The following is a 14792-nucleotide window of genomic DNA, read 5'->3' on the forward strand; positions in this document are numbered from 1 at the left end:
CTTTGCGTCATGAACAGGATTGGAAAAGCCATATTGAACTACCTTATTAAAGGTTTGTTAGTTGTTGTACCCATTGCACTCAGCATTTTTATTGTAATTTGGGCCGTAACCACCGTAGATAGCTGGTTAAACCTGAATAACTTTCTGGGCATTAACCCGGCAACGGGCGCCAACCGAAATATTCCAGGCTTGGGCTTGGCCTTGGTGATTGCCATCATTTTAGTGGCTGGTATTTTCGTAACCAATTTCGTAACCGAGCCTATGTACAATTGGTTTCAGCGCATGCTGAACCGTTTGCCTTTGATCAATTTTATTTTTAGCTCTATCAAAGACCTGACGGAGGCTTTTGTTGGCGATGAGAAAAAGTTCAATCACCCGGTGCTGGTAGAATCGGAAGGTGGCATGAAACGAATAGGCTTTTTAACGCAAAACGATTTAAGCAAGCTTGATTTGCCTGAGGATGTAATTGTCTATTTTCCTTTTTCGTATTCTTTTGCCGGACAGGTTTACATTGTAAGCAAGGAAAAAATCAAGCCTTTAAACATGAGCGCAGCCGATGCCATGAAATTAGTGGTAAGCGGGGGCGTTAGCCATTTTTAATGCAGAAAGATAGGGATAAAAATAAGCAGGATGATAAAAATAAGCAGCCTCGAATGATATTCCCTGATAAACAAACCGGCAAGTAACAGTACTTCGTCGTCAGTATTGGTGCTGATTACACCGCTGCTGCTGTTCGAGTCAAATGAGATCTGTTTGTCCTGAAAATTGCTGATCGTCCACCTAGAATACCAGCCATTGGTAAAATTCCACATGAATTGCTCACCCGATTTCATTTGCAAAGTGGCCTTTGTTTGGAACGAACTGTAGGTAATGGTGCCTATCAATTCCATTTGCTGGTTGAGGATGCTGGTAGTGGGATGCAGAAAGCCCGACGTCCTGAAATAATAATTTTGGTCGGTACCTATGCCCTGTGCTTCGTTTCTCCAGGTGTTAAAAAGCAAACTGTTTTTAATCTGCCCATTGCTAAAAATCTGGTAGTTGCTTTCGAAAAGCCCTTTTGTCCAAGTGAGTATCGCATCCATAACCTAAGGAATTTATATACCTAATAGACAATTTGAAGAGCAATTAGTTACAGGGGAAGGGATTTTTTAGTCTGAAGTCCTTAGTCAATAGTCTGTAGTCGATAGTCTATGGCTTGGTGTAGAAAGCCAAATCGATAAGTGCTGAGTTGACAAACTCCATTCCTTTGTCATCCAGAGCATAGCTAAGGATCTATCTCGAATGAAATCTACTAATCAACTAATCAGCCAACGAGCCGATTAAATATAGATTTCGCCTTTAAGATAAGTAACCGCCTTGCCAGCCATGTGCACTCGATCGCCTTTTAGGCTGCACCATAATTCGCCTCTTCTGGCCGATACCTGATAGGCATGGAGTGCTGTTTTGCCCAGTTTCGCTGCCCAATAGGGAATGAGGTTGCAATGTGCAGAACCCGTAACGGGATCTTCGTTAACGCCTGCTGCCGGAATAAAGAACCTGGAAACAAAATCGCTGTGATCGCCTTTTGCCGTGGCTATTACGCCCATCATGTCAATCTTGCTAAGGGCCACAAAATCAGGTTTGAGCGCCAAGACAACCGCTTCGCTTTCATAAACCAATAAATAATCCCTCGACTTCCAAACTTCGATCGGCGTTTGGCCACCCATGGCCGCCAATAAACCATCAGGTATTTCGCAATCGATTACTGGTCTTGAAGGGAAATCTAAAGTGTATAAATTGCCCTCTCTCGTTACAGTTAACGTGCCTGCCTTTAAGGTATGAAAATGAATGTGCGATTGGCGATGGCCCAATTCGGTAAAAAGAATGTGTGCGGTAGCCAAGGTGGCGTGTCCACATAAATCTATCTCCAGTTCGGGTGTAAACCAGCGCAACTCAAAATTTTCGCCTTGAGGAACAAAGAATGCAGTTTCGGCCAGGTTGTTTTCTGCAGCTATTTTTTGCATTTCTGGTGGCGAAAGCCACTCCTTTAAGGGTACTACAGCGGCTGGATTGCCACCAAAAAGATGGTCGGTAAAAGCATCGACCTGAAATATAGGAAGTTTCATTTTCTTAAAAGGAATAGGTGTGGGGAAATAGAATAATGTTAAGCGGGTATTATTCCTTATTCTCTGCTCTTGTAAAAAAAGAAAAATAGGGAATTTCAATGAAAAACAGAACTACTTTCTCTATTTCCCACATTCTATTCCCTATTCTTTATTCCCTGTTTTAATTAGTAATAAGTAAGCCTCACTACGCCAGCCAGTTTTTTGGCCAAACGGATCACCTGACGTGTATAGCCGTATTCATTGTCGTACCAGGCATACAATACGATTGATTTATTGTCGCGGGCAATAATCGTAGCCGGACCATCAACAATGGAAGCATGGCTGTTGCCGATCAAGTCGGTGCTTACCAATTCGTTTGAAATGGAATACTCCAACTGTTCAGACAGGTCGCCAAAAAGAGAAGCTTGTTTCAATACGCTTTCTACTTCTTCTTTAGAGGTTGTTTTGTCTAAAGAAAGATTTAAGATGGCCAGCGAAACATTTGGCGTAGGTACACGCACGGCATTGCCTGTTAATTTGCCACCCAAATGCGGAATAACCTTGGCTACGGCCTTATCGGCCCCAGTTTCGGTAATCACCAAATTGAGCGCGGCAGAACGTCCACGGCGGTATTTCTTGTGGTAGTTATCTAAAAGGTTCTGGTCGTTGGTGTAAGAGTGCACCGTTTCAATGTGGCCTTTTTCAATCCCAAATGCACTGTCGATTACTTTTAGAACTGGTACAATGGCATTGGTGGTACATGATGCATTAGAAAAAATAGTTTCGGTTTCGTAATTGAAGTCGGCATCGTTAATGCCAGTTACAATATTCGGGATATCGCCTTTTGCCGGAGCGGTTAGCAATACCTTGGTGATGCCTTTAGCATTCAAATGCCTGCCCAAGCCATCGCGATCGCGGAAAACCCCGGTATTGTCGATCAATAAAGCATTTTCAATACCATAGGCGGTATAGTCGATTTCTTCGGGTGTTTTGGCAGCAATGATGTAAATGGTTTGTCCGTTTACAATCAGCGCCTTGTTTTCAAAATCCTCGATGATGGTACCGTTGAAAGGACCGTGTATCGAATCGGTACGCAACAATTCCGCTCTTTTAATCAGTTCCTCGTCGCTATAGCTACGGGTAACAATAGCCCTTAAACGCAATTGTTCGCCTTTTCCAGCCTGTACAATCAACTCGCGGGCTGCAATGCGGCCAATACGGCCAAAGCCATATAATACCACGTCTTTCGGTTTTAGACTGATTTTGTCTTTGCCGATGTGGTTGCCCAGTTTGCTGATGATGAAATCGTGCATAGAAGAGTGTCCATTGCTTTCGTCAAGCCATTCGGCGGCCAAACGGCCCACGTCAATCCTTGAAGGCGCAATGTTGCATTTGGAAATGGTGCTGGCCAGTTCTAGGGTTTCGTAAATAGAAATGTCTTTTCCACTTACTTCTTTAGCGTATTGGTGATAAGCCAATATTTCGCTGCTTCCTACATCGAATAAAGGTTTACGAAAAAGGACAAGTTCAATAGACCGGTCAAACCATAGGTGTCCCACCGCACTGATCAGCTCGAGCGCTTTTTTCTCCTTTTCAATCCAGTTTTGAAACTCTGATTGATATTTGTTTAACATACAAGAAATTTGATTTGGTTAGAAAGGCACAAAAGTAAAAAAGATCGAGCGAGTACCCAATCTTTTTCTATTAATTCGTTATCCTTCAGGATTTAGCTTATCCCAAGTATGATTTTAAAATCTTGCTTCTTGAGGTATGACGTAAGCGTTGCAAGGCTTTGTCTTTGATCTGACGAACACGCTCGCGAGTTAAATTGAACTTTTCGCCAATTTCTTCCAATGAAAGCGGGTGATTAGTGCTTAAGCCAAAGAAAAGTACAATGATTTCGCGCTCACGCTCGGTTAGGGTAGACAATGAACGTTTGATCTCTTCGGAAAGCGACTCGTTGATCAAGTTGCTGTCTGTATTTGGCTCATGGTTTTCCAATACATCAAGCAATGTATTTTCTTCGCCCTGCACAAAAGGTGCATCCATTGATACGTGACGGCCAGAGTTGCTCAAAGTGTCAGAAATCTTATCAACGGTTGTTTCTAGAATATCTGCCAATTCTTCAGGCGATGGCTCACGCTCATATTCCTGCTCTAACTTAGAGAAGGCTTTGCTGATTTTGCTTAATGAACCTACTTGATTTAATGGCAAACGTACAATACGGCTCTGCTCGGCAATTGCCTGCAAAATCGATTGACGGATCCACCAAACGGCGTAAGAAATGAATTTAAAACCTTTGGTCTCGTCAAAACGCTTGGCGGCTTTGATCAGGCCCAGGTTGCCTTCGTTAATTAAATCGCCTAGGGTTAGGCCTTGGTTTTGATACTGTTTAGCTACCGATACAACAAAACGCAAGTTGGTTTTGGTCAAACGCTCTAAAGCGGCCTGATCGCCTTCGCGAATCTTACGTGCTAATATTACTTCTTCTTCTGCGGTAATTAAATCTACTTTTCCAATCTCGTGCAAGTATTTGTCTAATGATTGACTTTCGCGGTTGGTAATGGATTGGGTTATTTTGAGTTGTCTCATTTATGTGTTTTAGTCCTCTGAAAATATAGTATCGAAGCTGCAAAAATACAAAAATTTATACAGAACGAAAGGGTAAAATGCTGAAAATGTTAGGCTTTACGTCACATTTTTTAACAATTACTTGACTACAAAAATCATTCCAATTTATAAATGTCAGTAAATTTGACTTTTTGCCTTTACAGAACAAATATTTATTGATTTACAATAAAAACATTTTGATTTTTAATAAATATTATTTCTATTTGTAATGCAATATTTTTATTTAAGTATTTCAAAAATATTCGAAAGTTTAAAGCACACTGTCAAAGATGACAACAAGACAACACTTAGCTAAGTTTTTAAAAATTAAAAGTGGATCTGATTGTCCTATTTAAAATTTAAAATATGAATACACAGGCAAAAAAAATGCAAAAGATGGCGATAGGCGTATGGACCGTAGCGGTAGCTATATTCATTATCGAATCGATCATTAAGCTCTACCCGGCTTTTGCCCATCATTCCGCGCGTTCGCTGGTATTTAATGACGCACTTAAACAATTGGTGGTCACTTTGCTTTATGCGTTGGTGGCTTTTCATCTTTTTAGGCTGATTTACACCAGAAAGGGAGCTTTTATCAATTTGGTTTCTGAAGAGGGCCTTAAGCAATTGCGTAAGATTTTTACATCATTGTTTGCACTCTTGGTCACTAAATTGGTTTTCATAGAAATAATTAGGCGCTTCGTAATGCCAAAAGCAACTGATGCAAATTTGGCTGAACAACTGGGTTACTTCACTCACGGAGGCCTGAAATTGCAGCCACATGCCGACCTGATCATTGCCATTGTGATGGCATGGATATTTTTACTCGTGCTAGGCTATTCGGTACAATTAAAAAAAGAACAAGAACTAACCATCTAATTGTTGGCTGTTTTTAATGTTTAATCTTTTAAATTATTGGCCAGAGTGCTTAGAATTGCCATCTTTGTCCAGCCAGAAATCAACCGACAGTTTAAATGCCGATTATTGTAAATCTTGATGTAATGTTAGCCAAGCGCAAAATGTCGCTAACCGAACTGAGCGAAAGGGTGGGCATTACCATGTCTAACCTTTCCATTTTAAAGACGGGAAAGGCGAAGGCGGTGAGGCTGGAAACGTTAGAATCAATCTGCAGATCGCTGAATTGCCAGCCTGGCGATATCCTGGAGTTCAGGGAAGAAGAGGTTTAAAGCACATAAATCAAGTGGCGGTGTATTTTGCCCAATAGCAATTTTTGGCCATCGGCTACAAAGCCCAATTTTTTGTATAGTCTCTCCGCATTGGGATTTTCAACATCGACCAATAAGCCTACTTTCGAATGCCCCATTGTTTTTGCCTGTGTTAGGATGGCTTTAATGAGGCTTTTTCCAATTCCTTTGCCCTGATAGCTCGGATTCACACTTAGTGTATCTATATAAAATTCGCCGGCCTCGCTTTCCAGTTCCATCTGAAAGCCGTTTGGATGGTATTTTTCTTGGAGATAAGTAAAGAAGGGCTTGCGCAGGTTTTCAAGCTGGCCACCATCATAACCTGAAATAGAACCTGCAATTTGATTATCTATGAGGTAAACCAAAGCATTGCTGTAGCTGTACTGATTGCTTGGTATAGCCACAAATTGTTCAAATAAGCTTATGGCTTCATCGACATCGCTGGTTGCGCAAAACTGCTTGGCCAAATCTTCCATGGCGAGCACTGTCAATTTGGCAATGGCTTGTACATCTGCCTTGGTAGCTGGTCTGATCATTTGGTTTTAGAAATAGGCGCGTATACCGTAGCCCAATTTAAATATTTTATAGAATGGCGCATTGGTTCGGTTTTGGTACCAGCTTAACAGGTATAAATCGTTGGTGTTGGCTTCGGCGTAAACACTTATATATTTGATTTTGGAATTGGGTTTGGTCAACAGTTTAACCTCTGTGCCGGCGCCAATGTGTAAACGCAGGGCCGACGACCAAAAGTAATAGCCTTTCCTGTATTGCGGCCGCTCGAATTCGAAATCAAAATTTTGGCCTAAGGTATAAGAAGGAAAAATAACCGGATTAAAAGGGTGGATAATGATCTTGCTATTTTTGATAGGGATGGTCCAAGGCTTGTATTCAAACTTAATAGCCAAGATAGTGAGCTCGCCTCCAAGGCTTTCGGGCACATAGCCAACATGAAAACTCAATGCGGTTTTCTCCTTGAAAAAATTGTAGCCGACGCCTGCGCTCAAAAAACCAATGCTTCCGGCATATTGCAGGTTGGCCTGATCGGGTATCAAACCTTTCCAAAAAGAGTTTTGTGCCTTGCTGGCTACTGGCAAAGCCAGGAAGAGCATGATAATTAGGCTAGAAATTAACCTGTTGTGCTGTGATCTGTCCATTCTTGATGTCGATGATGGTATAGGCGCGTTTAACGATAGCGTCTGTAATGATAAAAGGTATGCCTGTGCCGTGGTCATAATAGGTTTGCAATTCATGGTGCTGGTGCGAGTGCAATGATCCTATTAGGCCAGGTGTTTGATTGAATAGGTTCATGTAGGCCTGGGCCAGCTTGGGGTCGAAATCTCCATCGATGGGAGGTACATGCGAAACAGCTACCGTATGGGTAATGCCGTTGTCTAATTTTAAGTTGTCCTTCAGCCAGATGAGGTTTGGGGTGCTGCCGTCAAAATCGTACTCGCGGCCATTGGTGTCATGGCAAACAAATTTGACGCCTGCATAATTAAAGGTGAAATTGAGCGGACCGAACATCCTGGTGTATACCGCCCGACCGTTGGCCACTAAATCGTGATTGCCAATTACGCTAATGAAAGGCACTTTAAGCTTGGAGTAGATATCGTGTATGCCATCAAACTCGAGCAATAGACCAAAATCTGAGATATCGCCATTTAAAATGACAAAATCGATGTCGTTGCGCTGGTTAACCAGGTTGACGAAAAGCTCGCTTTCCTTGTAGCTCCGCTGAGTGTCGCCAGAAAAAGCGATGCGGATAGGGGAGCCTGCAGGTTTTTTAGGCAACAATGCAATTTGTTTGGCATTGGTTTCGGTAGCGGTACGTCTATTAAATACTTGATTGGGACTATATTCGTCTGAATTGCAGGCAAAAAAAAGACAGGCTACCCATAAGCAGCTGAGGAGTTTTTTCATGAATGTTTAAACATCTAAATGTTTGAAAAAGTTCGAGCGCAGTTAAAATATTAGATTGCCGTGAGTTTAAAGGTGTCTTTTACCCTTATCCCTTTTTCAGTTTGCTGAACGGTGCAACATTCGTTAACAGGATCGTGCTCCAAGTAAAGAATGTATTCATTATTGGCTGCCTCTTCTAAGAACGCAGCTTTTTCTTTTAAGGTCTGCATCGGAAACATGTCATAGGCCATTACATAGGGCAAAGGCAGGTGGCCAACCGAAGGCAACAAATCTGCCATGTACACGATGGTTTTTTCTTTATAGCTCAGCTGAGGCAGCATCATGGCATCGGTATGGCCATAGGCAAATCGGATTTTGATGTCTTCATGAAAAACTACGCCATCTTGGGTAGGAATAAACCTCAATTGTCCGCTTTCTTGTATAGGAAGGATGTTTTCTTTCAGGAAAGAAGCCTTTTCCCTGGCGTTTGGATGTACTGCCCAGTCCCAATGTTGCTGGTTAGACCAATAAACAGCATTTTTAAAGGCGGGTACCAATTTATCGCCGACCCTTTCAATAGAACCGCCACAGTGATCGAAGTGAAGGTGCGTCAAAAATACATCGGTAATATCGTCTCTATGAAATCCATGCTGGGCCAAAGACTTGTCAATGGTATCGTCGCCATGCAAATAGTAATGGCCAAAAAACTTTTCGTCTTGCTTGTTTCCTATGCCATTGTCTACCAAAATCAAGCGGCTTCCATCTTCGATTAACAAACAGCGCATGGCCCAGTCGCACATGTTGTTGGCATCTGCGGGATTGCTCTTTTGCCAGATCGTTTTCGGAACCACGCCAAACATGGCGCCTCCGTCTAATTTAAAAAAGCCGGTATTGATGGTATAGAGTTTCATGCGATAAAGGTAAAAGGTTTAGAGATTAAGCAATGGTTTTTAGCCATAAACTGACCTAAAATAAACAAAAAACAAGGTGGAAGGTTTATGGTTGAAGGTAGAAGGTTTGAACTACTGTGGAGTAAAAACAAAAAAAACCTGTCGAGTAAATTCGACAGGCTTATATTTTTGCTTCAAAGCCTTAGGCCTTCAGTATTTTAGCTTTTGCCTTATAAGTGGATCACTTCTCCGTAGGCAGCTGCTGCGGCTTCCATAATGGCTTCGCTCATGGTTGGGTGCGGGTGTACTGATTTGATCATTTCGTGACCGGTAGTTTCCAGCTTGCGCGCAACTACGATCTCGGCAATCATTTCGGTAACATTGGCACCAATCATGTGGGCACCTAGCAATTCACCGTATTTTGCATCGAAAATCAATTTAACAAAACCGTCTTTTGCTCCGGCTGCGCTCGCCTTGCCCGATACAGAGAATGGGAATTTGCCGATTTTCAATTCATAACCTGCTGCTTTGGCTGCTTTTTCGGTATAACCAACAGAAGCAATTTCTGGCGAGCAGTAGGTACAGCCCGGAATGTTGTTATAGTCGATTGGTTCTACATGCAATCCAGCAATTTTCTCCACGCAGGTAATGCCTTCGGCCGATGCCACGTGGGCCAATGCTTGTCCGCCAACGATATCGCCAATGGCATAATAGCCTTTAACAGAGGTATTGTAGAACTCGTCTACCACCACTTTGCCTTTTTCGGTTTTGATGCCGGTTTCTTCCAAACCAATATTTTCGATGTTAGCTACCACGCCTGCAGCAGAAAGTACGATATCGCACTCTAAAGTTTGCATGCCTGTAGCTGTTTTTACCTGTACTTTGCAACCTGCACCGCTGGTATCAACAGATTCTACGCTAGAAGAAGTCATGATCTCGATGCCCGATTTTTTAAGGCTGCGCAACAATTGTTTCGAAACTTCTTCGTCCTCTACAGGAACGATGTTTTCCATAAACTCTACAATGGTTACCTTGGTTCCAAGCGTGGCATAAAAATAGGCAAATTCAACGCCAATAGCGCCAGAGCCTACTACTACCATCGATTTTGGCTGTTCTGGCAAAACCATTGCCTGGCGGTAACCGATTACTTTCTTGCCATCTTGCTTCAGGTTTGGCAATTCTCTCGAACGGCCGCCCGTAGCAATGATGATATGTTTTGCTGTTAATTCTTGTTGCGTTCCGTCGTTGCCTTTTATTTCTACTTTTTGGCCAGGCTTTACTTTTCCGGTGCCCATAATCACATCTATCTTGTTCTTTTTCATCAAGAACTGGATGCCTTTGCTCATGCCATCGGCTACGCCACGGCTGCGTTTAACGATAGCTGCAAAATCAGCTTTCGGCTCGGCTGCTTCAATTCCGTAATCGGCAGCATGGTTGATATATTCGAATACTTGCGCACTTTTAATCAAGGCTTTGGTGGGGATACAGCCCCAGTTAAGGCAAATACCGCCTAATGATTCGCGTTCTACAATTGCAGTTTTTAGACCCAATTGCGACGCTCTTATTGCAGTTACATATCCACCTGGACCGCTGCCGATAACAATTACATCGTAGTTCATATCTTTTAATAAAGGAATTAACTTAAAATAATGTGTCAAAATTAAAAAAAATGTTGGTTAAAATAAGGTTAGCAACTCAGTTGCCACGAGCTTTTGACAATTTGCAGAAGCTTGGTGTACGTCGTTAAAAACAAACACAAAAGTTGTTGGGCTCCAAAATGCTGAAAAACTGTAAGTTAAAGATAATTAGCCCGATGTTAAGTGTTGATAAGTTTTGGGATAATTAATAATAATTTAACATTGGAATTGTGAATCGCTCAAAAATTAATATTTACATTTGTGGCGATATTTTAACATATCATTAACAAAACGAAAAAATAAAAAGAGTATGAAGAAATCTTTACTATTAAAATTTGTAGTAATTGTCTTTGCTTTTGTGGGTTTGAGCGTTGTTGCCAATGCGCAGATTACCACATCTTCAATGACCGGTACCATCAGAGATTCTAAAGAAACTTTGCCTGGTGCTAGCATTAAAGCTACACACACGCCTACCGGTACGGTATATGGCGTAATTACCAATGCCGATGGCCGTTACACCATTGGAGGCATGCGTGTAGGTGGTCCTTACACCATCGAAGTAAGCTTTGTAGGCTATAAGCCAGAAAAATTCGAAGATGTAACCATTAAATTAGGTGAGCCTTTTGTACTGAACGTAACACTTTCAGACAATAGCAACACTTTATCTACAGTAAACATTGTAGGTACTGGAAGCAACCCTATTTTGAATTCGAACAAAAGCGGTGCAAATACCGTAGTGAGCAGACAGCAAATCCAAGCTTTGCCAACTATTACCCGTAGTGTGAACGATATTACGCGTTTAACGCCACAGGCAAATAGCACAAGCATTGGTGGTGGTAACTACCGTTCAAACAACTTTACGGTTGACGGTGCCAACTACAACAACCAATTTGGTATTGGTGCAAACATTCCTGCTGGTGGTTCACCAATTTCTATCGACGCGTTAGAGCAGATCTCTATCAACGTAACGCCTTATGATGTTCGTCAGACAGGTTTTACTGGTGCTGCTGTAAATGCGGTAACTCGTTCGGGTACGAACAACTTCTCTGGTAACATCTTCTACACCATGCGTGGCGATGATCAGCAAGGTCGTAACATTGGTGATTATCACATTGCTAATTTGCAGAACTTAGACGAGAAGAACTATGGCGCAAGCTTTGGTGGTCCGATTATCAAAGACAAATTATTCTTCTTTGTAAACGGCGAGATCAAAAAAACAAAAGCTCCCGGATCAACCAGAATTGCAGCTACTCCATCACTTCCTTATGGTTCTATTTCGACCATTACCAGAACTACAGCTGATTTCATGGAGACTGTGAGTGCTTTCTTAGATGCGAAGTATGGTTATAAAACGGGACCTTATCAGAACTATGAGAACATTAGCGATAACAACAAGTTCTTTGCTCGTTTAGATTGGAACATTGCCAAAGGCCATCACTTCAGTGTACGTTACAACCAAGTAGAAAGCCAATCGCCTAGCCCTGCCAGTACTTCTGTTTCTGGTTCGGCGGTTACAGGTAACTTGGGTTATGGTAACGTGAGATCTGGTAACGCCCAAACTGCAGGCTTGCCTTTTGCGAATTCAAACTATTACCAAGCGGCTAACCTTTATTCGGCAACTGCCGAGTTGAACTCTCAGTTCGGAAGCAGATTTACCAATACTTTGCGTGCAGCTTATTCGCACCAAAATGACCCTAGAACTTCTGATAGTACACCATTTCCTTTGGTTGATATCTTAGATAACACCCAAACAGCTACAAGTGCTGGTAACGTGTTAACTACTTTTGGTTACGAGGCCTTTACTTTTGGCAACTTGAGAGATGTGAAGACCTATACTTATAGCGATGATTTAGGTATTGCTTTAGGTAAACACAATTTAACTTTAGGTCTGCAGGCAGAATTCAGTACCACTAAAAACGGTTTCCAACGTTTTGGTACAGGTTTCTATACTTTCAAATCTTGGGATGATTTCGTGAATAACGCAAGACCATTACAATATTCAGTTACCTATCCATTAACTCCTGATGGTTCTCAGGCATTCCCTAGCTTTAAATTTGCTCAGTACTCTGCTTATTTGCAAGATGAGTTTACAGTTACCGATCGTTTGAAATTAACTGCAGGTTTAAGAGTTGAGCAAGCAAGATACCCAAGTACAGATGCCATCAGAACGCATCCTTTGGTAGCGGCTCAAACTTTTGCTAATGGCGTAAAAGTTAACACAGGCGAATTGCCGGATAACAAAATCACCTACTCGCCACGTTTCGGTTTTAACTGGGATGTAAATGGTGATCGCTCATTACAAGTAAGAGGTGGTACTGGTATCTTCACTGGCCGTGTTCCTTTTGTATGGATCGTTTCACAATCTGGTGATGCTGGTTTATTGCAATATACTCAAACTTACACAGGCAATGCTGTACCATTCTTTAGCCCTAACATTGCACCAAACTTAACTTCTCCAAAAGGAGCAGCTGGTACTACTATTCCAGGTACCATCAGCGCAATGTCTAAAGATTTGCGTTTTCCTCAAACTTGGAAATCAAGTTTAGCTGTTGATGCCAAATTGCCTTGGGGTATCGTAGGTACCATCGAAGCTATCTATGGTAAAGATCTTTATTCAGCGGTTGCAACGAACGTGAACTTGAAAGATCCTACTGCTTTAAATATTCCTGGTTACCCAGATAACAGACCTTTCTTTGCTAGCTCTGTTACCGACAGACAAGCGGTAAATACAACTTCTGCAGGTGTTCCATCTGCAACAGGTACATCATTTGTAAACGTTGTTAAAATGGGTAACGCCAAAGGTGGCTACAACTGGATGGCTACTGCACAATTGAGCAAACAATTTAGCAAAGGCCTATCGTTAATGGTTGCTTACACCCGTTCTGATCAACGTAATTTCGGTGATGGTTCAGGTGACCAATTGTTGAACTTGTGGTCGATCCCTCAAACTTCAAGCAATCCAAATGTTCCTACTTTGAGTTATTCAAGTAACTTAAACCCAGATCGTATCATTGCTTCTGTATCTTTCAGGAAAGAATACTTCAAAAACTTGGCAACTTCGGTTTCATTGTTTTATGAAGGTTCTCAACAAGGTAGATTTTCTTATACCTATTCTGCCGACTTTAACCGTGATGGACAAACCAACGACTTGATCTACATTCCTAGAGATCCATCTGAAATTACTTTTGTTAACATTCCTGCTGGTGGTGGTACTACTGGTTATGCAAGACCTTATACTGCGCAAGAGCAAAGCGATATTTTCTTTGCTTATATCGAGCAAGATAAATATTTAAGAGAGCACAAAGGTCAGTATGCCACTCGTAATGGTGCAAGTTCGCCTTGGAGAAATCAAGTAGATTTTAGATTAACCCAAGAGATCTTCAGGGATTTTGGCAAAACTAAAAACTCGATCCAATTCTCAGTTGATATCTTTAACGTAGGTAACCTATTGAACAAAAATTGGGGTAATGTTAACTTCGTAAACAATGCGGCAATTTTGGTTCCTCAAAACGTAAGCTCGATTAACGCTGTTACAAAACCAACATTTAAATTAAACAGTGCAAATGGTGATATTGTTAGAAGTACTTTTGGTACTTCTCAAACCATCTCATCTACATTCTATGCACAGTTTGGTTTACGTTACAATTTCAACTAATAGCTCATACCCTAAACAAGAAACATGAGTTCTTCTTGTTTAGGGTTAAAAAAATATTTATATGAAAAATTTAATTACAAAATTTGCACTTTTAGCAATGTTAGCTGTGTCGATTGCTTCTTGTAAGAAATCACCACTAGAAGAAGTAGAAGTTTCTGGTACCGGAGCTACGACTATTGAAATTGCAAAAACAGCCGGATTATCGGCTACTGGTACAACTGCAAGCAGCGTTGTTACATTAAATTACATTGTTGGCGAAAAATTATTTCCTAGCAAAGTAATTCCTAAATTAACTGTGTATTACCTAACAAATACTAAAACAGGCAATACATCAGTGAGTAGTTCGGTTAGAACTGTACTTTACACTGCAAATAATGTATCGTTAACTGCCACAGCTACTCCTGTAGCTGGAGCTCCTGTAGTAACCGCAATTGGTGCCTATGGCAATGCAAGTAATATTGTTTGGGGTTTAAAATATACTTTTACCTTAGACAAGGTAGGTACAGGTCTTTTAGCTGTAAGTAATGGAGCAGTTTCTAGTACAAGAGGCACAAGTATAATTGTTGTTGCACAAGATGCATCAAATGCTACACTTGCAGAATACACAATTACACTATCAGAATACGGAATGAGAACCATTTAGCGTTCGCTAAAATTAAAAGAAAAGCCGGTTCCTAAAAAGGAAACCGGCTTTTTTTGTTTTAAGCACAACTCTATGCAGTTTGGTACATATTGCAATTTGAACTTGCATTCATACACCTTGTCTAAATTCTTCCAGTACTTGTGAGCTGTGATTTTTGCCTCATAAGTAA

Annotated in this window: 14 protein-coding genes; 5 read left to right on the forward strand and 9 right to left on the reverse strand. The window is 41.4% G+C overall.

Annotated features, from left to right (window positions below; all coding sequences use genetic code 11):
• The first annotated feature begins 9 nt into the window (after positions 1–9).
• Positions 10–600 (forward strand): DUF502 domain-containing protein, encoded by a 591-nt coding sequence (locus AC570H_RS03815; RefSeq protein ID WP_497351877.1) that lies wholly within the window; start codon positions 10–12, stop codon positions 598–600.
• Here the strand turns inward: AC570H_RS03815 and AC570H_RS03820 are convergent.
• From AC570H_RS03820 to AC570H_RS03835, 4 genes are all read right to left on the reverse strand, one after another.
• The gene (locus AC570H_RS03820) at positions 597–1082 is read right to left on the reverse strand and encodes a hypothetical protein (RefSeq protein ID WP_497351879.1); all 486 of its coding nucleotides are present in this window, start codon (positions 1080–1082) and stop codon (positions 597–599) included. The genes AC570H_RS03815 and AC570H_RS03820 overlap by 4 nt on opposite strands.
• 237 nt (positions 1083–1319) lie before the next feature.
• Positions 1320–2105, reverse strand: a complete 786-nt coding sequence (locus AC570H_RS03825; RefSeq protein ID WP_497351881.1) for a PhzF family phenazine biosynthesis protein — start codon at positions 2103–2105, stop codon at positions 1320–1322.
• 164 nt (positions 2106–2269) lie between these two features.
• Positions 2270–3718, reverse strand: a complete 1449-nt coding sequence (locus tag AC570H_RS03830; protein WP_497351883.1) for a glyceraldehyde-3-phosphate dehydrogenase — start codon at positions 3716–3718, stop codon at positions 2270–2272.
• A gap of 97 nt (positions 3719–3815) precedes the next feature.
• Entirely contained in the window at positions 3816–4676 is an 861-nt protein-coding gene (locus AC570H_RS03835) for a sigma-70 family RNA polymerase sigma factor (RefSeq protein ID WP_055130013.1), read from the reverse strand.
• A 384-nt stretch (positions 4677–5060) separates the two neighbouring features.
• On the opposite strand from AC570H_RS03835, the gene AC570H_RS03840 reads away from it, so the two are divergent.
• Entirely contained in the window at positions 5061–5573 is a 513-nt protein-coding gene (locus AC570H_RS03840) for a hypothetical protein (RefSeq protein ID WP_497351885.1), read from the forward strand.
• Between the two features lie 95 nt (positions 5574–5668).
• Entirely contained in the window at positions 5669–5881 is a 213-nt protein-coding gene (locus AC570H_RS03845) for a helix-turn-helix domain-containing protein (RefSeq protein WP_497351887.1), read from the forward strand.
• On the opposite strand, the gene AC570H_RS03850 is transcribed toward AC570H_RS03845, so the two are convergent.
• The 5 genes from AC570H_RS03850 to lpdA form a co-directional block, all read right to left on the reverse strand.
• A complete protein-coding gene (locus tag AC570H_RS03850; protein WP_497351889.1) occupies positions 5878–6435 on the reverse strand; it encodes a GNAT family N-acetyltransferase in 558 nt (185 codons plus the stop codon). The genes AC570H_RS03845 and AC570H_RS03850 overlap by 4 nt on opposite strands.
• Before the next feature lie 6 nt (positions 6436–6441).
• Positions 6442–7053 (reverse strand): hypothetical protein, encoded by a 612-nt coding sequence (locus AC570H_RS03855; RefSeq protein WP_497354916.1) that lies wholly within the window; start codon positions 7051–7053, stop codon positions 6442–6444.
• Positions 7019–7819 (reverse strand): metallophosphoesterase family protein, encoded by an 801-nt coding sequence (locus AC570H_RS03860; protein ID WP_497351891.1) that lies wholly within the window; start codon positions 7817–7819, stop codon positions 7019–7021. The genes AC570H_RS03855 and AC570H_RS03860 overlap by 35 nt, the downstream gene beginning before the upstream one ends.
• Before the next feature lie 50 nt (positions 7820–7869).
• Positions 7870–8709, reverse strand: coding sequence for an MBL fold metallo-hydrolase (locus AC570H_RS03865; protein ID WP_497351893.1), 840 nt, complete (start codon positions 8707–8709; stop codon positions 7870–7872).
• Between the two features lie 209 nt (positions 8710–8918).
• Positions 8919–10307: a dihydrolipoyl dehydrogenase gene (lpdA, locus tag AC570H_RS03870; protein ID WP_497351895.1), complete on the reverse strand. Its 1389-nt coding sequence runs from the start codon at positions 10305–10307 to the stop codon at positions 8919–8921.
• A 328-nt stretch (positions 10308–10635) separates the two neighbouring features.
• Here lpdA and AC570H_RS03875 point away from each other — a divergent pair, with 328 nt between their 5' ends.
• On the forward strand, positions 10636–13980 hold the full coding sequence (locus AC570H_RS03875) for a TonB-dependent receptor (RefSeq protein ID WP_497351897.1): 3345 nt from the start codon (positions 10636–10638) through the stop codon (positions 13978–13980).
• 61 nt (positions 13981–14041) lie between these two features.
• Positions 14042–14623 carry a hypothetical protein gene (locus AC570H_RS03880; protein ID WP_497351899.1) on the forward strand — a complete coding sequence of 194 codons (582 nt, stop codon included), beginning with the start codon at positions 14042–14044 and terminating at the stop codon, positions 14621–14623.
• The last annotated feature ends 169 nt before the right edge of the window (positions 14624–14792 follow it).

Source organism: Pedobacter sp. B4419 (assembly GCF_059693725.1).